The following is a 19,951-nucleotide window of genomic DNA, read 5'->3' as shown; positions in this document are numbered from 1 at the left end:
AAATTATACAAAGTGTAATTTATATTTAATTTTTTCAGTAATTTCGCAATCAGAAAATCAAAATCATCCTTTAGAATAACAATATGGCAAGATTTGAATTAAAGCTTCCAAAAATGGGAGAAAGTGTCGCTGAAGCAACTATTACAAATTGGTTGAAAGAAGTTGGAGACAAAATTGAAGCTGATGAAGCAGTACTCGAAATTGCAACAGATAAGGTTGACAGTGAAGTACCTAGCGAAGTATCAGGAATTTTAGTTGAGCAGTTGTTTGGTAAAGATGATTTGGTACAAGTAGGGCAGACTATTGCTATTATTGAAACTGAAGGCGGTGCGGCACCAGCTCCAGAAACAAGTTCGGTTGAAGAAACTGCTGTTCCTGAAGCGGCGGCTGAAATTGAAAAAACAATTGAAGCAGTAAAAGAAACTGTAACCACTGCAGAAGATTTTTCAGGATCAGAAAAATTCTTTTCTCCATTAGTAAAAAACATCGCGAAAGAAGAAAATATCTCTCTAAATGAGTTAGAAAACATGGCTGGATCTGGAAAAGACGGCCGAGTTACAAAAGAAGATATTTTAAAATATATAGAAGATCGTAAATCTGGTGTTGCAGCAACGCCACAAGCGATTGAAGCTCCTAAACCTATTGTTGAAGCGCCAAAAGCAGTTCAGAAACCAGAGCCAGTTGTACAAAAAAGTCAGCAGGTGGTTCCAGTTTCTGTAAATGGAGGCGACGAAATTGTAGAAATGGACAGAATGCGTAAACTGATTTCAGGATATATGACAGCTTCGGTTCAAACTTCTGCTCACGTACAATCGTTTATTGAAGTAGATGTAACAAACATTGTAAAGTGGAGAGATAAAGTAAAAACAGCTTTCGAAAAAAGAGAAGGCGAAAAACTTACTTTTACTCCAATTATGATGGAAGCCGTTGCAAAAGCATTGAAAGATTTCCCTGGAATGAATATTTCTGTCGATGGCGATTATATCATCAAAAAGAAAAATATCAATTTAGGAATGGCAGCAGCACTGCCAAACGGGAATTTAATTGTTCCTGTAATTAAAAATGCAGATCAATTAAATCTTGTTGGAATGGCAAAAGCGGTTAACGATTTAGGAAACCGTGCAAAAGCTGGAAAACTAAAACCAGACGATACACAAGGCGGAACTTACACAGTTACAAATGTGGGAACATTTGGAAGTGTTTTTGGAACGCCGATTATCAATCAGCCTCAAGTGGGAATTCTGGCGCTTGGAGCGATTCGTAAAGTTCCTGCAGTAATAGAAACTGCAGAAGGAGATTTTATTGGAATCCGTCAAAAAATGTTCTTGTCGCACTCTTACGATCATAGAGTTGTAGATGGGGCATTAGGAGGAAGTTTTGTAAAAAGAGTAGCAGAATATTTAGAAGCTTTTGATGTAGATAGAGATTTCTAAAAATATATTATAAGTATAGATTTAAATCCGATAAGTATAAAAACTTATCGGATTTTTCTTTTGTAAGAAAAGGTTAGAAATCAAAGCGTCAACTNAAAAAAAATGAGAATAAACGAGGAAATTCGGCTTTAAAAATTACATTTGTAAACTTATAAAAATTAGAAATGGAACTCAAACTAAACAAGCCAATTTGCTTTTTTGATCTCGAAACAACGGGAATTGATATCGGTAAAGATAGAATCGTAGAAATTTCAATATTTAAAGTTTTTCCTAACGGAAATAAAGAAAGTAAAACCTGGTTGGTTAATCCAACAATTCCAATTCCTCCGCAAACAACGGCAGTTCATGGCATTACAGATGAAAAAGTAGCCAATGAACCAACCTTTGCAGAGCTTGCTCCGCAAGTTCATAATATGATAAAAGATAGTGATTTGGGTGGTTTTAACTCAGATCGTTTTGATATTCCGCTTCTCGCAGAAGAATTGCTTCGTGCAGGAGTTGATTTTGATATGAAAAATAAAGTTTCTGTAGATGTTCAGACTATTTTTCATAAAATGGAAGAGCGTACTTTGAGTGCTGCTTTGAAGTTTTATTGTGGAAAAAGTCTAGAAAATGCACACTCAGCAGAAGCAGATACAATGGCGACTTATGAAATTTTAAAAGCGCAGTTAGATCGTTATCCAGAATTGGAAAATGATATGAGATCGTTGTCTGAATTCACAACCCGTAAAAAAATAGCAGATTTTGCCGGAATGATCGCTTTTGATAAAGACGATGAAGAAATTTTTACTTTTGGAAAACATAAAGGTGCTAAAGTTGAAAAAGTTTTAGAAGCAGAGCCAGGATATTTCAGCTGGATCCAAAATGCTGATTTTCCTTTATATACCAAAAAAGTATTAACAGCAATTAAATTAAGAAAATTAAATACGAAATAAGTTTCTAAGACGCTAAGTTTCTAAGTCGCTAAGTTTTTTTGCGTAGTTTTTATTAGAATCTTACCGTCTTAGAATCTTAGAACCTAAAAAAAAATGAAAATTATCTGTGTCGGCAGGAATTATGCCAATCATATAGAGGAATTAAAAAACGAGCGTCCAACAGAGCCAGTGGTTTTTATGAAGCCCGATTCGGCAGTTTTGTTGAAACAGCATCCGTTTGTAATTCCAGAGTTTTCTGAAGATGTTCATCACGAACTTGAAATAATCGTAAAGATTAATAAGGTTGGAAAATATATTGAGCCTAAATTTGCTCATAAATATTATGATGAAATTAGTGTTGGAATTGATTTTACAGCACGTGATCTGCAGAGTAAATTAAAAGAAAAGGGACTTCCTTGGGAAAAAGCCAAAGCGTTTGACGGTTCGGCAGTTATTGGCGATTTTTTGCCAAAAACTAATTTTGTTTCTATGGAAAATCTTAATTTTGAATTGAAAAAAAATGCAGAGACAGTTCAAAAAGGGAATTCAAACATGATGCTTTGGAAAATAGATGAACTGGTTTCTTATGTATCTCAATTTTTTACATTGAAAATTGGAGATATTATTTTTACAGGAACGCCAGAAGGTGTTGCAGCTGTAAAACCAAATGATGTTTTAGAAGGCTTTTTAGAAGATAAAAAATTATTCAGAATACAAGTAAAATAATGGCTTTAAAATACAACCTTTCGAAAGTGTATGCGCTTTCAGACAACGATCCTGAATTTGTAAACGAAATTTTAAATTTATTTGTTACAGAAGTTCCCGAAGATTTGAAACAAATTAAAGAGGGAATAAAGAAAAAGGATCATAAATATGCCTATTCATATGCGCACAAAATAAAGCCTACTTTAGATTTAATGGGACTAAATGTGGCTTTTGAAGAGATTTTGCAAGTTGAGGCTTGGACAAAAGCAGAAGGCAAGAAAAAAGATATAATTGAAACTTTTAAAAGTATTAAAATACAAGTTAAAGAAGCAATCAAAGAGATCAAAAAAGACTTTGATTTGTAAAATATAATACCCAGCCCAATTCTTGTTTTTATAAAGAATTGGGTTTTCTTATCTAAATCTAAAAGATTCGTTTTTTGTGATTTGGATTAAATATGATGAATCTTATAAAAGTTCATCACGAATAACTTCTTCTTATAATAAACCTGTTCGTAATTACAGGTAATATTCCTTACATAGATATGAAAGCAGCAATTATAACAATTGGAGATGAAATCTTAATTGGCCAAATCGTAGATACAAATTCAGCTTTTATTGCCAAATCGCTTGATAGAATTGGAGTTGAGGTAATAGAAATGCTTTCGATCAGCGATGATAAAAGGCATATTTTGGACACTTTTGCCTTACTGCAAAACAAAGTGGATGTGGTAATTGTAACCGGCGGATTAGGGCCAACAAAAGATGATGTTACGAAAAAAACATTCTGTGACTATTTTAACGACGAATTGGTTGTAAATCCAGATGTTTTGGCGCATGTAACGCAATTAATTGAAGGTTTTTATAAAAGACCAATTTCGCAGCTTAATAAAGATCAGGCTTTGGTTCCGTCAACTTGCACAGTATTGCATAATAAAGTGGGAACTGCTCCGGGAATGTGGATGAAAAAAGAAAATACCGTTTTTATTTCGCTTCCAGGTGTTCCTTATGAAATGAAATATTTGGTTGAAGAAGAAATAATTCCAAAAATAGTTCGTGAATATAAACGTCCATATATTATTCATAAAACCATTTTAACTTACGGTCAAGGTGAAAGTTTAGTTGCAGAACGTATTGAACATTGGGAAAATAATCTGCCGGAATTTATAAAACTTGCTTATCTGCCAAATCCAGGGCGCGTACGTCTAAGATTGACCGCAAGAGGAACAGATAAAGAGCTGTTGGAAACTGCAATAGAGGAAAATGTCCGTTCGTTAGATTTGATTATCCATGACATTATTGTGGGATATGAAGAGAATGAAACCATAGAATCTGTAGTTGGTAAAATTTTAACCAAACAAAATAAAACAGTTTCAACGGCAGAAAGTTTTACTGGTGGAAGAGTCGCGTCGCTTTTATCGGCTGTTCCGGGCGCTTCAAGCTATTTTAAAGGAAGCGTGGTCTCTTATGCAACCGAAACTAAGATAAATGTTTTAGGAGTTTCAGAAGAAATAATTAAAAAGCATTCTGTGGTAAGTGCAGAAGTTGCATCTGCTATGGCTTTGAGTGTGAAAAACTTACTAAAAACTGACTACGGTATTGCTACGACTGGGAATGCGGGACCTTCAAAAGGTGATTCAGATGCAGAAATCGGTACTGTTTTTATTGCTTTGGCGACGCCGAACGAAGTAATTGTAGAAGAATTTAACTTCGGACAACCTCGTGAAAAAGTGGTAGATAGGGCAACAGTTAAGAGTTTAGAAATATTGCAGAAAGAAATTTTAAAATTTGTGCAATAATTTTTTGCTACAATGGTTTATTTTTCTTTTCTTTGCACCCTGATTTTGAATAACGATAAAAGATAAGTATAATGTCAAGAGTTTGTGACCTTACAGGTAAAAGAGCGATGGTAGGAAATAACGTTTCTCACGCTATGAACAAAACTAAGAGAAAGTTTTCTGTAAACTTAGTTAAAAAGCGTTTTTATCTTCCAGAAGAAGATAGATGGATTACTCTTAGAGTAGCAGCATCTACGATAAAAACAATTAATAAAAATGGAATCACTGCTGTTTTGAAAAAAGCACAGTCAGAAGGATTTATCAAATAATCTTTTCCTAAATAAATATATAGCAAGATGGCAAAGAAAGGTAATAGAATCCAAGTAATTTTAGAATGTACTGAGCACAAGACTTCTGGTGTTCCAGGAACTTCTAGATATATTACAACTAAGAACAAAAAAAATACTCCAGACAGATTAGAGATTAAGAAATTTAATCCAATCTTAAAAAGAGTAACTGTTCATAAAGAAATTAAGTAATAATTAGAGATTTTTGTAAATCTCGAATGGTTTAGCCATGAGAGTTTTATAAAAGCTTCAAATAACATTTGAATCATGGCAAAGAAAACCGTAGCATCGTTACAAACATCTTCTAAGAGATTATCAAAAGCCATCAAAATGGTAAAATCTCCTAAAACTGGTGCATATACATTCGTAGAATCTATTATGGCTCCTGAAGAAGTTGATGAATTCTTGAAAAAGAAATAATTACAATTACATTATATAGAAAAGCTACTTTCTTTCGGAAGTAGCTTTTTTATTACCTATATTTGTCTATAAATTTAAAGAAACACAGTAATTGACTTTTTTTAATATGAATTTCTGTTTAAATTAAGGTTAATTGAAAAACAATTGCACTTTCTTTAAAGATTTGGATTTCTGATCTAAACAATCAAGAGATCTAATAAATCTAAAAATCTACAAAAATGAGTTTTTTTAAAAAATTATTCTCTACCGAAAAAAAAGAGACTTTAGACAAAGGTCTTGAAAAAACAAAAACTACTTTTTTCTCTAAGTTAAGTAAAGCCATTGCTGGAAAATCTAAAGTTGATGATGATGTTTTAGATAATCTGGAAGAAATTCTTGTAGCTTCAGATGTTGGCGTAAATACAACTTTAAAAGTAATTTCAAGAATTGAAAAACGTGTTGCTGAAGATAAATATTTAGGAACAGATGAATTGAATCAAATTCTTAGAGACGAAATAGGGGCTTTATTATCTGAAACCAATACAGGCGAGGCAACTGAATTTGATATCCCTAAAGATAAAAAGCCATACGTTTTAATGGTTGTTGGAGTAAACGGAGTTGGTAAAACTACAACGATTGGTAAGCTGGCTTATCAATTTAAAAAGGCAGGTCACAAAGTTGTTTTGGGTGCGGCAGATACTTTTCGTGCTGCAGCAATTGACCAATTACAAGTTTGGGCTGATAGAGTTGATGTGCCTATTGTAAGACAAAATATGGGAAGCGATCCAGCTTCTGTAGCTTTTGATACTTTACAGTCTGCAGTTGCTCAAAATGCTGATGTTGTGATTATAGATACCGCAGGACGTCTTCATAATAAAATCAATTTAATGAACGAATTGACGAAAGTAAAACGTGTTATGCAGAAAGTTGTTGCCGATGCTCCTCACGATGTACTTTTGGTTTTAGATGGTTCTACAGGACAAAATGCTTTTGAGCAGGCAAAACAATTTACAGCGGCGACAGAGGTTACTTCATTGGCTGTAACTAAATTGGACGGAACTGCAAAAGGCGGCGTTGTAATTGGTATTTCAGATCAATTTCAAATCCCAGTAAAATATATTGGTGTCGGCGAAGGAATTGAAGATTTACAAGTCTTTAATAAGTATGAATTTGTTGATAGTTTCTTTAAATAATTTAAAATGAGTTTTGAGTCTATAAAAAATATACCAGCGATTGCTTTTTATTTTGCAAGCGTTATTTGTTTTGTTTTGGCAAANATAATTTTATTCTTTTTAGGTATTTTGAAAAGAATAAAAACTAATCGTTAGTTTTTTAGTAGAATTTTATTTCTAAAAAAAATATTGAGCTTTTAAATATAAAAAGGGTCTTTAAGACATTTTATATTTAAAAGCTCATTTTTTTATTGATACAAAGCATTAATCTTTTCCCATAAAGTTTTATCAAAATCTGATAAAGCTAGATTTACATTGTCGGCTGCGTCTCCCATTCTAATTACAACCATCTTCTTGCTTGGAACGACATATATTTTTTGATCGTTTTTTCCTAAAGCCATGAACATGTCATTTGGACCAGTCGGAATTACGCTTCCTTGAAATGTAAGCTGCGATTGTGGTAAATGATAAGAGCTTTTGCCGTTTAGCCACCATAAATAACCATATCCTAGATTAATATTTTGTGATGTGGCGGTTGCTTCATTAAAAAAAGATTCGTTCAAGATTACATTGTTTTCCCATTTTCCTTTATTCAGCATTAATAATCCAAAGCGCGCCATACTTCTTGTGGTACTTGTATAAACGCTGTTTACTCCAATCTGTACCCAAGTACCATTCATGCCTATTTTATCTCTTAATTTGGCATTGAAATAATTCTCCCAGCTTTGTCCGCTGGCTTTTGCAACAACATCTTGTAGTTTTACATAAACATTATGGTAAGCCCATCTTGTTCCTGCATCAGCTTTATAAATTAAATTGGCTGGTTCAACTTCATCGGTACTGTCATCTAATCCAGAAGTCATAGAGAGTAAATTTTTGCAGGTAATTTGGTTTTCTTGAGCAATTGTTTCGCTTGTCCAGCCAGTTCCAATATAGTCGGATACTTTATTGTTAATGTTTAGTAATCCTTCTTGCTGCGCAATTCCAGTTAATGTTGAGGTTAAAGTTTTTCCGGCGCTTGCCCAATACCAATTTGTTATAGCTGTATGATTGTTGAAATAATTTTCTAAAACAATTCGTCCGTTTACTAAAATCATAAAAGATTTGGAATGTTTTAATTCTAAGTAATCTAGCAGTGGTTGAACTGCATTTTGATTCCATTTTAAATCAGTCAGCGATTTTGTTTCCCAAGCATTTCCAGTTAAAGGAGGGAAATACATTGTTTCTGTTGGAGTTGAATCTGGTTCTGTTGAATCTTTACTACAGCTTATAAACGATAAGGCCGCTAGAATTGTACAAATAGTTTTAGTCATGTTTTTTGGTTTTGGTTTAGGGTTTGACTAAAAATATATAAAATAGTTTAATGTTAATAAACTTATTTCTTGTTATGTGGAAATTTACTGATCATCAGATCCCCATTTTGTACCATCGACAAAGACAATATAATAAGCTCTAATTTTAGTTATTTTATCAGCATCTGTAGAAAAGTCTTCCCAGAATTCTGTTCTGCTTTCTCCAGATTTTATTAAGGATATTACCTTTTCAGTAAATCTTCCTTCGGCATAAAAATATCTTCCATTTGCGGGTTTGTCAAATGCATTTTTACAGAACCATTCAAATTTAATGGCTTTAATATTTTTCTTTCCTGAGTTTTTGTAAATTAATTTCAGGTCTTTGTGATTGGAATAGTCGTTTTTTAATAATGTAGCTGCTGTAATTTTTATGGGTGAAACTTCTTTTTTGCTTTCTAAAGAATCGTTTTTTATTGAGTCAGTATCTTTTAAGTTTGAAGTGATTGTCTCTACACTTTGTTTCTTAGTTTTTTCTGGCTTTTCGCATTTTGAGAATATTAGTATTGGACTAAAAAGTAATATCAATATTTTTTTCATCTTTTTTGTAGAGATTTTCAAAAGTAATTTGGATTTGAAATTCATTAAAAATGTGAATATCTTTTGCCCTGAAAAGTTTTTATGTTGTTAAAATAGGGTAATTATTATAAGGGGTATTAAAAAGATTGTTTTGGATAGGCTCAATAAATTAAGAGATAAAGCATTTCTTTTGATGATTATAAGTTTATCTTTGTAGTTCGCTAAAAATTTCTTTTGAAAACTGAAGCACTAGCCCTGATGGAAGCGGCATCCTTTTACTTTTTTCTTTAAAAAGTAAAAGATATAGCGGACAGCAGGTATCAGCTCCTTAATATTATAATAATTATGAAGAACACTTTTATGATCTTGGTTTTGTCAATCTTGTTTGTAAGTTGTAAACAAGAAATAAAACCGACGGATATTACTAAACTAAACGGTTATTGGGAAATTGAAAAAGTAGTTTTTGACAAAGGCGAGCAGAAGGATTATAAAATGAATGAAACATTTGATTTCTTTCAAATTAAAAATAATAAAGGTGTTCGAACGAAGGTAATGCCGCAGTTTGACGGGACATTTTTAACGACAGATACATTTGAAAATGTATCAGTTCGCTTTGCTGGGGAACATGTCTTTTTAGATTATAAAACAGATTATGCAAAATGGAGTGAAGAAATTATTTCGCTTTCTGATGAGCAGTTAGTGGTTAAAAATCCACAAAAAATAGAATATCATTATAAAAAAGCGGGACCAATTAATCTATTGAATGATGGCGAAAAGAATAAATAACGAGTCTACAATAAGTGCAGTTTTGCAGCAAATTATTCAGGTGAATAAATTACAGCCTGGAATGGATCAAATCGATGTTCGTGATGCTTGGAAAAGCCTTATGGGCAGTGGCGTAAATACTTATACAAGAAATGTTGTCCTAAAAGGCAGTACACTTTATGTAGAATTAGGATCTGCAGTTTTGCGTGAGGAATTAAGCCACGGAAAATCTAAAATTGTTAAAATGATTAATGAGGAGTTAGGACGCGAGGTTGTAAAAGAGGTAATTTTGAGATAGCTCTTTTTAATAGGATTATTTTTAAAATTAAATAACACTTCTATTGTGGAGTGTTTTTTTTTGCGATACATTTGCGCGTTATTTTTTGTAAGTAACATCCCTTTAATAACCCAATAATTTAACAAACAATGAAAAAATTTTTACTTATTTTAACCGTATTATTTGCCTTAACTGCTTATTCTCAAAAGAAGAAAGTTGCTGTAGTTTCTTTTTACACTGACAAAACAATAGATCTTTCAGATTTAGGTTTAAATAGCATTGCAGCAGTAACAGATTTAGGAAATAATCCAAATTTTAACCTGGCGCCTATTTTAGAGAAGTATCATAATGCTTTTTTTAATGATTATGCTAAAAAATTTCCGTTTGATTTAGTTCCAGAAAGTGAAGTAACACAAAAACAAGAATATATTGATTTTACTCCAAAATTTGCTAGAGAAGGAGATGCAGGAAGCACTATCATTAATTATCCAGGATATAAATATATATATGAAGGAATAAATGGTTCAACTAATGAAGTAGCATCTGCTAAAATTTTTAGTGAGAAGGCTGACGGAGTTTTATTTACAGAAATTCATTTCGCTTTGCAAAAAGGATTTGCAGTTGGCGGAACTGGAACCGTTAAAATGAGAGCTTATGCAAGAATCGCTTTATATGACAAAAATGGAAAAAAAGTATTTGCATTTAATGAAGGAGCAAATTCTAAGAAAACTGGAACAATTGTAGGAGGAATACCTGTTTTGTCTTTTGATAAAGTATTGCCAATGTGTGAAAGTGCATTAGATGAGCTTCTAAAAGATTTAGATGGAAAAATTGAGAAAATGGTGAAAAAGACGTCTGATAACCTTTAATCCATTTATAATTAAAAAATAAAAACCCGCTTCAATTGAAGCGGGTTTTTTATTTGATTGAAAATCAAAATTCTTATTAGAATTGCTCTCTTCCTGCAAAGTGGAATGCGCTTTCGATAGCAGCGTTTTCGTCGCTGTCAGATCCGTGAACTGCATTTTCTCCGATTGAAGTAGCGTATGCTTTACGAATAGTTCCTTCAGCAGCTTCAGCAGGGTTTGTAGCTCCAATTAAAGTTCTGAAATCTTCTACTGCGTTATCTTTTTCTAAAATAGCAGCAACAATTGGTCCGCGTGACATGAATTCAACTAATTCTCCGTAGAAAGGTCTTTCTGCGTGAACTGCGTAAAATGCTTTTGCATCAGCTACAGTTAGTTGAGTTAATTTTAATGAAACGATTTTGAAACCACCATTAGTAATCATTGCTAAGATATTCCCGATGTGTCCGTTTGCAACAGCATCTGGTTTAATCATTGTAAAAGTTCTATTTGTTGCCATTTTATATTTTATTAAATTTTGTGCAAAAGTATACTTTTTTTATCAATTGATTTTAATAAATTCATAATTAAAACTTGATTGTAAGGTGTTTTGGTTAATAAAAATGTCTTTTGAGAACTATTTAAGTAATAATTAGCGATATACTGTCATGTATTTAATATAAAAAGCATAATTATAACAATAAAAAATACACTTTGTATGTCTTTATATTAGATCTAGTTAAATTGTTTTATACTTTGAAAATCAGTTTGTTTCTGTAGAAAATCCATAAAATAAATGTCCAGATTGCTACATAAGTTAAAGCACCTGCGAGAGATGCTGTCATTGGATTGCTGAAAAATGGTGCAATTCCGGAGCGGTATAAATAATCTAAAAGATTGGTTTGTTCTTGTGGGTTTTGCGGATTTTGAAATCGAATCATAGTCAATGCCTGCGGAATAATCTGTGAAGCAAAGAAGACAATCATTGGATTTACACCCCAAATAACAAATAATTTAAAGCCTTTTTTATATTCGGCAATATCAATTATATAATACAGTAAAGCGAGACCAGTTGAAGCTAAACCTGTTGTATACAGAACATAACTGCTGCTCCAAAGTGATTTGTTAATTGGGAAAACAAAATTCCAGATTAATCCGCCGATAATTAAGGCAATTCCGGCAATTGCCATTTTTTTTGCCTTTTCGGTTTTTAATATATTTTGCAGTAATAGTTGCCCTATCAGTAAACCAATAATTCCGTTTACAATTGACGGAATCGTGCTCAAAATTCCTTCAGGATCCCAAGTATTAGTTTCATGGTACATATGTCCTTTTAGAAGTATACTGTCGACCCAGGCTGCTAAATTAGTTCCTCGTTCTAAATTTGCCTCTCCAATTCCAGGAACGGGGATTAAAGTCATCACTGTCCAATATCCTAGAAGCAAAATAGCTCCCGTAATAATTTGTGTTTTCTTGGAGGTTTTTAAATATAAAAGTGAAACAACAAAATAGACTATTGCAATACGTTGTAAAACTCCTGGAAGCCTAACGTCTTGGTAGTTTTCGAAACCGCCGTAGGCTAAAAAGAGATAGATGATTAATATACTAAAAGCTAAAATATTTTTTACTTTAGTGCTAAAACTTCCCATTAAAGCATATCCTACTGCAATGGTTATCGCTAGTCGACCAATAAGAAGGGGAATTCCGTCTAGACCAAATAATTGAATTTTTCCGAAGAAATTAAAAAATATTCCAAGACATAACATTCTTAGAGAACGAATGAGTATTTTATTAAATGTAGTATCGTCGTAAACTTTATCCGGCATTGCAAGTGGAACCGCAACTCCCATTATAAATATAAAAAACGGAAATACAAGATCGGTTGGTGTGCAGCCGTTCCAGTGTGCGTGTAAAAGCGGCGGATAAACATTTCCCCAGTCACCGGGATTGTTTACAATAGTCATTAATAGAATAGTCAGTCCGCGAAAGACATCAAGCGAAATTAGGCGTTCTCTTACCATTTGGTTAGTTAGTTAATAGGTTATAAAAATAATTCTATTTGGTTTGAGAGAGCAATAATCTCGGAAATGAGCTGGTTATTTGTTCCGAAATACTTACTTTAATTTTTTAAAGATAATTATTTTAGGTGATTATGATGTTAAAATTATTTTCCAACGGTTTTAATTTCTGAATTAAAAGCGGAATTAGCTGTTCTCCATTTTCTAGATAAAATTCAGAGAAGTTTGCCTGACGTTCTTGAAGACTATAATTCGGAAACAATTCGCATTGCAAATCAGTTACACGCTGTAATTGATCTTGGAGTTTTCTCTTTTGAGCTTTTAACAAACGTTTTTCCAGATTTTCTAAACCTTTTTTCTGCTTTACTTCTTGTGCTTTTACAGCGCCACTAAAAGATTTGTCGGTCTTTTCAGCCAATTCAAAAAGGTAATTAAATTGCTTTTCAAGCGCTTCTTTTTGTTCAGTTAAATCAATTGGAAAAGGAGATAGTTTACGGGTAATAGCATTAATTAAAACTTCAGATTTACTAAATAAATCTTTCCAGCTTAAATTTAAATTATCAGCTTTTTTAGCTTGTTTTTCTGTAGCTAAAAGAACTGAATTTCGAACCAATAAGATCGGGAAAGTAATGTTTACGGCATCAAAAAATGCTTTTAATTCTAACCAATAAGCAATTTCACCGCCTCCGCCAATGTAGCAAAGATTTGGCAGAATAATTTCCTGATATAACGGACGCATGATTACATTTGGACTGAATTTTTCAGGATTGCTGTCGACTAATTTTAAAATTTCTTCTTTAGAGAATGAAATTTTAGTGTTGTTAACCCAATATTTATCATCTTCGATAATTATTCGTTCACGGAGTTTATCTTCTATATAAAATAAATTAATTTCTCTCGGATTTACCTGAACAGTATAATCTGAAAGATTTTCAATCGATTTTTGAACTTCCTTAAATGACGTTTGATTTTCTAACTCATTTTTTACATATGGAATAAAAACACGCTTTAAATCGGTATTGTCAGCATCTATAATAACTAAACCGTAATTTGAAAAAAGACTATTTGCCAAGAAACGTGTAGCATCAGCCAGATTTTCATGTTTTAAATAGGCTTCTTCAAATAGATCTTTTAAGGTATTTGCATTTGAGCTTGAACCTAATTCTTTAGAATAAACTTCAAATAAATCTTCTAGCCCTTTTGTAGATAATCTGCCAACAGGACCTGTACTTTCGGCATTCCAACGGATTTTTTTCCCTTTAAAATTAAAATAATTAATTTCTTCAAAATCGTGATCTTCTGTAGCCATCCAATATACAGGTACAAAATTATAAGAAGGATATTTCGATTTTAATTCTTTAGTTAAATTAATAGTAGAGATAATTTTATATAAGAAATACAACGGGCCAGTGAATAGATTTAATTGGTGGCCAGTTGTAATTGTAAACGTATTTTCTAACGCTAAAAGAGTGATGTTATGTTGAGTTGATTCTGAAATATCAATATTTTCATATTGTTTTTTTAAAGTATCAACTAATGCAGTTCTATTATTGTTATCAAAATTAGATGCTTTTTCTGCAATCTGTTTTTCGAAATTTTCCAGTGTAGGGAAGTTGTTGTACAGCGGTTTTAATTCTGTTTTTTGATCTAAATAATCTTGCATCAATTTAGAAAAATATCCAGAAGATTGAAAGCTGATACAGTCGGTAGGCATAATTTTAAATTTATTTTTGACAGCTGTAAATTTAATGAAAATATACAGTTAAAAAGTCTTTTAACGATTGCTTAAGATTTGATTTTTAAATTTTCTTTTAAAGTTCCTGTAATCAAGTTTTTAAAAACAGATCAAATGCTTATTTTTAAAATATAAAATACATGAAATTTGTTAAAAAGCATAAGTGTTCTAAAACTAATTCTATTAAAGATGAATTATTGGTAATGAAACTATATTTTTGTAATCAAAAAAAAAGTTATATCTATTTTACATGAAAACGAACCCGAATCAAAAGAACTCCCTAAAACATGTTCTTTTTGGAAGCCTTATTGGCACGACAATCGAATTTTTTGATTTTTATATTTATGCCAACGCCGCGGTGTTGGTTTTCCCTCAGTTATTTTTTCCAAGTTCAGATTCTACAATGGCGACATTAGAATCTTTAGCTACTTTTTCAATTGCATTTTTATCCCGTCCGTTAGGTTCTGCTTTTTTTGGACATTATGGAGATAAAATCGGTCGTAAATTTACTTTGGTTGCAGCTTTGCTGACTATGGGAATTTCGACAGTTACAATCGGATTTTTGCCAAGTTACGCCAGTATTGGTGTTGCCGCTCCATTATTATTGATGCTATGCCGTTTCGGTCAAGGTGTTGGTTTAGGAGGCGAATGGGGAGGAGCAGTTTTATTGGCGATAGAAAATGCACCGCCAAATAAACGTGCTTGGTACGGAATGTTTCCACAATTGGGCGCTCCAATAGGTTTGTTACTTTCTGGTGGAACTTTTCTACTATTAACCGATTCTATGAGCAATGAGGATTTTATGGATTATGGATGGAGAATTCCGTTTATTGCCAGTTCGCTTCTGGTAATAGTAGGATTTTATATTCGAACAAAAATTACAGAAACTCCTTCTTTTGAAAATTCTAAAAAAGAACACGAAGAAGTAAAAGTCCCATTTTTAGAATTAGTTAAATCATATAAAAATCAACTTATTTTTGGAACCTTTGCAGCGATTACAACCTTTTTAGTTTTTTACTTAATGACAGTTTTTACATTAAGCTGGGCAACTTCGGACTTAGGAATTGTAAAAAGAGATGGTTTATTAATACAATTATTTTCGGTATTGTTTTTTGCTATTTTTATTCCGGTTTCGGCTGTAGTTGCAGATAAAATCGGACGTCGTAAAATGCTTATTATTGCGACGGCGGCAATCGCAATTTTCGGCTTTTTCTTTTCTTACTTTTTAAGCTCAGGAAATATTGTTTTAGTGACAACATTTGCCTGCATAGGAATGGCTTTAATGGGATTTACTTACGGCCCGCTTGGAACTTTTCTATCTGAGTTATTTCCAACAAACGTTCGTTATTCAGGTGCTTCACTAACTTTTAATATGGCAGGAATTCTAGGCGCTGCTTTCGCACCTATGATTGCGATTTGGCTGGCTTCAACTTACAGTGTGAGTTACGTAGGTTTGTATTTAACAGCTGCTGCGTTTATTTCTTTAATTTCATTTTTGGTAATTAGTAAAGACGAGCATAAATTTTAATTTATACCTAGACAATAAGATTTAAGCAAAGTCAGCAACGTATTAATTTACCTTGCGGACTTTCTGTTTATTTATCTTTTTAAACTAAAATGACCCCTAAATTCTGTTCCATTTAATCTTTTTACAATAAACCAATAATCTGCGGCAGGTTCTTGATGACCGAGATAGGTTCCGTCCCAAGAAGCGCTTGGAGCTAATTCTTTAATGAATTTTCCATATCTGTCAAAAATTTTAATTCCTGTATTTGGTGCTAAATAATCTGGATCAATTGTCCAAAGGTCATTAAAGCCATCACCATTTGGAGTGAAAAATTTCGGAAAAGGAAGTTGCTCAACTAAATTGATACAATCACCAGTTGTTGCTTCTAAAATATTTATTGTAATTGGAATTCTATTACTTTCGCAATTGCTTATGGTTTGAGAAGCATAATAGGTAATTCCATTTTCTAGGAATATTTCTTCAGATAAAGTATTATTTGAGGAAGTACTTTCATACCATTTTATATTTTGTCCAATAATTTCAATATCATTAATGGTAGCATTTTTTTGAATGCAAAATTGCTGTGGAGAATTAGCAATTGGATTTGGTGTATCTTGAATTTTTACTGTTACAGCGAATCGTGGGCTTTCACAATCATTTAGAGTTTGTGTAGCATAATAAACAGCAGTTTGTAATAAACTTGTCTCTTGTAAAATATTTCCGTCTGTTGCTTTATCGTACCATTTAAGGTTTGTTCCTGTTATATTAAGGTTTTCTAAAGTAGCAATTTCATCAATGCAGAATTGCTGATTATTATTACCAGTTGGTAAGCCAGTATCATAAACTTTTACCAAAACAGGTGTTCGGTCACTCTCGCAACCAACAGTTTGAGAAGCATAATAAGTTCTGTTGTTCTCTAACAAAGTAGTGTTTGGCAGAGAAGCTGCAGAAAAAGCAGTGTCGTACCATTTTACATTTTGACCTGTTATTTGAATGTTACTTAATTTCGCATTCTCGTTTTTACAAAATTGTAGATTTCCATTGATAGTTGGAGCAACTGGAGTGTTTATAAATGAAATTGTAATTCCTAATCTAGAGCCTTCACAATTATTTTCTGTTTGAGAAGCATAGTAAGTCTTTCCATTTTCTAAAGCTATTGTTTCAGCTAATAAATTTCCATTTGTTAGAGTATCATACCATTTTATAGTATTTCCGATAATTTGAATATTTGAAATAGTAGGATTTTGTCCTGTACAAAAAGATTGATTTGAATCTCCTGTTGGCGGAAGTGTATTTTGAATATTAATTTTAACCGGAGCTCTTTCGCTCTCACATCCGTTTATCGTTTGGGAAGCATAATAGATTGCTTTGTCCTGAAGTACAGTTGTTGTTGGTATAATCGGTCCAGCTGTTAGATCATTGTACCATTTAATATTTTGTCCAGTAATTTGAATGTCATTTAATTTTGCATTTTGATTAACGCAAAAAGTTTGTATAGGATTAACAGTTGGCAAAGGTTGGCTGCTGATAACAATGGTTTGATTTTGGGTTGAAGTATTTCCGTTTCCATCATTATAATTCCATGTAATTGTATAAGTTCCAGGTAAACTATATGAAAGTGGATTTGTTGTTGTGCCAGTAATTGGTCCTGCACATTCGTCTGTGGCAGTTGGAATTGTGGTTATAGTGGTAGTACAATCTCCAGTAACTGTGGGTAAAGTAATAATATCAGGAACTGGAGCTTCAACATCTCCAATAACAACATTGATTTTTTTTATATCGTTGTAGCCACCTATTCCTGTAATTAAACAGCTGTATTCTCCGCTGTTAGCTGTTGTTGCATTTACAATTGTCGGATTTTGATCTGTTGAACTAAAACCATTTGGACCAGTCCATGAATAATTTGTTCCTCCTGATGCTTTAAGTTCTAGTGTTTTGCCTATGCATACTGGAGAATTGCTTGAAATTAAAGAATTTGAATCATAATCTTTGAATTTTATAAGAAAGGCGTCTCCTGTATTAGGCTGATAATTACTTTTGTTGGGATAAAGATTTTCTTGATGCGTTCCCGAAGTCGAAATATTAGTTTTGCTATTAGTAGATCCAGCTAAATAAATATTGGAATTATCATCTAAACATGTCTGAAATGCATTATCTGCCATTTCTCCTCCAAAATATGTCGCCCATTCTCGTTGTCCATCAGTATTAAACTTTACTAAATAGGATTCGGTTCCTGAATTTTTGGTTCTCTGAAAAACATTTTCAGTTGGTTGAAAACCATCTTCAACACGACCTGTGAAGTAAATTGAACCATTTTTAGACACAGATCCTCCTAACGTTTCTGGAAAAAAGTAGGAGCCCCATAATTTTTGACCATTTCTGTCAAATTTAAATATGCATCCGTTACCGTTGCTTAATGAATTTTGAATATAAATTTCTTGAAAAACCCCAGTACTACCTATATTATTGAGACTATTAGTTTTTCCGAAACAATAAATATTGTAATATGAATCTATGCCTAGATTGTAAAAATAATCATTATTTTCTCCACCAAAATAAGTTCCCCAAAGACGATTTCCATCTTGAGTGAACTTTACTAAAAAGCCATCATCTCTGATATTCGTTTTTTGGTGAGAATTTTCGGTCGCAATATTGTTAGTGCTTCTTGAATATCCAAGAAAAATAATATTTTCATCTGAATCGAATCCACAATCAGTTATAGCATCTAAATTACTGCCTCCATAATATGTTGCCCACTGGCGTATACCATCATAATTAAATTTTGCTATAAAACCATCATTTGTGTTATCCATTAAATTTCCAGCTACTATTTGATGTGCATCTACTGTACTAATATTTTCTCTGCTATTAGTTTCTCCACAAATGTAAAAATTCTCATGTAAGTCAATTGCAAAGCTGTTTATAGACTCATTTGCTAAACCACCGTAATAAGTTCCCCACTTTCTAATTCCGTCAGAATCAAATTTTGCTATAAAACCGTCAAAATATCCGCTTTTTATAGGTTGATGAGTCAATGGAGTAGAGATGTTATTGGTACTTAAACTTCTGCCAGCAACAAAAATATTATTGCTACTTGAAACTTTAATTTTTAGAATTTCATCAGTACTGTTACCGCCATAATAGGTACCCCAAACTCTTGTTCCATCAGAATTGAATTTGGCAAAAAATGCATCGTAATCTATACCTATTATCAACGATGTTTGAAAACTACCAGTCGAAGCAATATTATTTTGACTATAAGTAACTCCAGCCATGTAAACAAAATCATCTTTTGTAAAGAGTGAGGTTGCGTAATCAAATTCTTCTCCACCATAATAAGTCCCCCAAAGTCTAGTCGGCACAGGATCAATAACAAGAGTTTTTCCATCCACAGATTGGACTGTATCAAAGCCATAAACATTTCTTTTTACTTTTTTATATCTAACCGCGATCTCCTTTTTGCCATGGTCATCTTCGATCCAGCTCGCAGGAAGCGTTTCCTCCATTTTCCCAAAACGAACATTCATTAGGATTTTATTATCAACCAAATCGGTTTCTGCGCCATTGAATTTTAATTGAATATCAGAAATCTTTCCTTTCGGATGAATAACAAAATTATATTCAACTGTTTTTTTAGGATCTTCGGGAATTGTAAAAACAACATCAATATTGGGATAAATATTTTTATATGTAATTTGTTTGTATTGATGAACTCCAACTATTCCTTCAGGTTTATTCGGAATATTATAATAATTATCAAAATCAGATGATTTCTGTCCTGTAATTAATTCAACTTTAGAATTGGAGTTTAGAAAATCAATATCTATTCTGTGAAAAATATATTCTAAATTGAATTCCTTTTTCTTTTCATCATCTTTTTCTGGAATTAAATATGGAAGTGTTTTTGATGTTGTCGAACCAACAATTGGAGTCTTCTTTACTTCATAAATATCATACGAAAATCCATTTTTTTTCAATTGAACATTTAATCCGTTAGAATTTAATAAATATTTTACTGCTGAATTTGATTTTCCTTTCTGATCAATAATTTGTCCTTTATTTTCTTTAAAACCAATTGATTGGTTTTTGTTTTGAGAAAATAATTGAATTGAAATTACTAAAAGCAGTACAAGTAAAGTTTGTTTCATTTGACTATTTTGGATGTCGACAAATGTAGTTAAATATCCTA

Annotated in this window: 19 protein-coding genes; 13 read left to right on the top strand and 6 right to left on the bottom strand. The window is 32.3% G+C overall.

Translation table 11 applies throughout. The features are described 5' to 3' along the window. Nucleotides 1–83: 83 nt before the first annotated feature. The 9 genes from ASE40_RS10415 (at nt 84) to ftsY (ending at nt 6,768) form a co-directional block, all read left to right on the top strand. Nucleotides 84–1,433, top strand: coding sequence for a dihydrolipoamide acetyltransferase family protein (locus ASE40_RS10415; RefSeq protein WP_057116878.1), 1,350 nt, complete (start codon nt 84–86; stop codon nt 1,431–1,433). 164 nt (nt 1,434–1,597) lie between these two features. Next, nucleotides 1,598–2,368: a 3'-5' exonuclease gene (locus tag ASE40_RS10410; RefSeq protein WP_057116877.1), complete on the top strand. Its 771-nt coding sequence runs from the start codon at nt 1,598–1,600 to the stop codon at nt 2,366–2,368. Nucleotides 2,369–2,461: 93 nt separating this feature from the next. Beyond that, complete coding sequence (locus tag ASE40_RS10405) at nt 2,462–3,073, top strand: fumarylacetoacetate hydrolase family protein (RefSeq protein ID WP_057116876.1); 612 nt, start codon at nt 2,462–2,464, stop codon at nt 3,071–3,073. Continuing rightward, nucleotides 3,073–3,417 (top strand): Hpt domain-containing protein, encoded by a 345-nt coding sequence (locus ASE40_RS10400; RefSeq protein ID WP_057116875.1) that lies wholly within the window; start codon nt 3,073–3,075, stop codon nt 3,415–3,417. Before ASE40_RS10405 ends, ASE40_RS10400 begins: the two co-directional genes overlap by 1 nt. Before the next feature lie 179 nt (nt 3,418–3,596). Then, nucleotides 3,597–4,850, top strand: coding sequence for a CinA family nicotinamide mononucleotide deamidase-related protein (locus ASE40_RS10395; RefSeq protein ID WP_057116874.1), 1,254 nt, complete (start codon nt 3,597–3,599; stop codon nt 4,848–4,850). Nucleotides 4,851–4,921: 71 nt separating this feature from the next. After that, on the top strand, nt 4,922–5,158 hold the full coding sequence (gene rpmB / locus ASE40_RS10390) for a 50S ribosomal protein L28 (RefSeq protein ID WP_008468080.1): 237 nt from the start codon (nt 4,922–4,924) through the stop codon (nt 5,156–5,158). 27 nt (nt 5,159–5,185) lie between these two features. Then, entirely contained in the window at nt 5,186–5,368 is a 183-nt protein-coding gene (gene rpmG, locus ASE40_RS10385) for a 50S ribosomal protein L33 (protein WP_008253902.1), read from the top strand. Nucleotides 5,369–5,443: 75 nt separating this feature from the next. After that, entirely contained in the window at nt 5,444–5,596 is a 153-nt protein-coding gene (locus ASE40_RS21720; RefSeq protein ID WP_008468081.1) for a DUF4295 domain-containing protein, read from the top strand. A gap of 218 nt (nt 5,597–5,814) precedes the next feature. Continuing rightward, nucleotides 5,815–6,768, top strand: coding sequence for a signal recognition particle-docking protein FtsY (ftsY, locus tag ASE40_RS10380; protein ID WP_057116873.1), 954 nt, complete (start codon nt 5,815–5,817; stop codon nt 6,766–6,768). A 227-nt stretch (nt 6,769–6,995) separates the two neighbouring features. Here the strand turns inward: ftsY and ASE40_RS10375 are convergent, their stop codons facing one another. Continuing rightward, on the bottom strand, nt 6,996–8,060 hold the full coding sequence (locus ASE40_RS10375; RefSeq protein WP_057116872.1) for a serine hydrolase domain-containing protein: 1,065 nt from the start codon (nt 8,058–8,060) through the stop codon (nt 6,996–6,998). A gap of 84 nt (nt 8,061–8,144) precedes the next feature. Next, entirely contained in the window at nt 8,145–8,636 is a 492-nt protein-coding gene (locus tag ASE40_RS10370) for a hypothetical protein (protein WP_128414962.1), read from the bottom strand. A 324-nt stretch (nt 8,637–8,960) separates the two neighbouring features. On the opposite strand from ASE40_RS10370, the gene ASE40_RS10365 reads away from it, so the two are divergent. The 3 genes from ASE40_RS10365 (at nt 8,961) to ASE40_RS10355 (ending at nt 10,526) form a co-directional block, all read left to right on the top strand. Then, on the top strand, nt 8,961–9,401 hold the full coding sequence (locus ASE40_RS10365) for a lipocalin family protein (RefSeq protein ID WP_057116870.1): 441 nt from the start codon (nt 8,961–8,963) through the stop codon (nt 9,399–9,401). Next, the gene (locus ASE40_RS10360) at nt 9,382–9,678 is read left to right on the top strand and encodes a DUF721 domain-containing protein (RefSeq protein WP_057116869.1); all 297 of its coding nucleotides are present in this window, start codon (nt 9,382–9,384) and stop codon (nt 9,676–9,678) included. Before ASE40_RS10365 ends, ASE40_RS10360 begins: the two co-directional genes overlap by 20 nt. Nucleotides 9,679–9,806: 128 nt before the next feature. Beyond that, the gene (locus ASE40_RS10355; protein WP_057116868.1) at nt 9,807–10,526 is read left to right on the top strand and encodes a hypothetical protein; all 720 of its coding nucleotides are present in this window, start codon (nt 9,807–9,809) and stop codon (nt 10,524–10,526) included. Nucleotides 10,527–10,602: 76 nt separating this feature from the next. Here ASE40_RS10355 and ASE40_RS10350 read toward each other — a convergent pair whose 3' ends face one another. From ASE40_RS10350 to bshC, 3 genes are all read right to left on the bottom strand, one after another. Then, the gene (locus ASE40_RS10350; RefSeq protein ID WP_012026941.1) at nt 10,603–11,022 is read right to left on the bottom strand and encodes a nucleoside-diphosphate kinase; all 420 of its coding nucleotides are present in this window, start codon (nt 11,020–11,022) and stop codon (nt 10,603–10,605) included. Between the two features lie 229 nt (nt 11,023–11,251). Continuing rightward, nucleotides 11,252–12,523: an acyltransferase family protein gene (locus tag ASE40_RS10345; RefSeq protein WP_057116867.1), complete on the bottom strand. Its 1,272-nt coding sequence runs from the start codon at nt 12,521–12,523 to the stop codon at nt 11,252–11,254. Nucleotides 12,524–12,644: 121 nt separating this feature from the next. Then, nucleotides 12,645–14,234, bottom strand: a complete 1,590-nt coding sequence (gene bshC, locus ASE40_RS10340; RefSeq protein WP_057116866.1) for a bacillithiol biosynthesis cysteine-adding enzyme BshC — start codon at nt 14,232–14,234, stop codon at nt 12,645–12,647. Nucleotides 14,235–14,505: 271 nt separating this feature from the next. On the opposite strand from bshC, the gene ASE40_RS10335 reads away from it, so the two are divergent. Next, nucleotides 14,506–15,783, top strand: coding sequence for an MFS transporter (locus tag ASE40_RS10335; protein ID WP_057116865.1), 1,278 nt, complete (start codon nt 14,506–14,508; stop codon nt 15,781–15,783). 71 nt (nt 15,784–15,854) lie between these two features. Here ASE40_RS10335 and ASE40_RS10330 read toward each other — a convergent pair whose 3' ends face one another. Beyond that, nucleotides 15,855–19,910: a T9SS type B sorting domain-containing protein gene (locus ASE40_RS10330; protein ID WP_057116864.1), complete on the bottom strand. Its 4,056-nt coding sequence runs from the start codon at nt 19,908–19,910 to the stop codon at nt 15,855–15,857. Between the last annotated feature and the right edge of the window lie 41 nt (nt 19,911–19,951).

This window comes from Flavobacterium sp. Root935, from assembly GCF_001429295.1.
Lineage (GTDB): Bacteria > Bacteroidota > Bacteroidia > Flavobacteriales > Flavobacteriaceae > Flavobacterium.
Note: the sequence above shows the minus strand (reverse complement) of the source record. Positions and strands in the feature narration are given on the sequence as shown.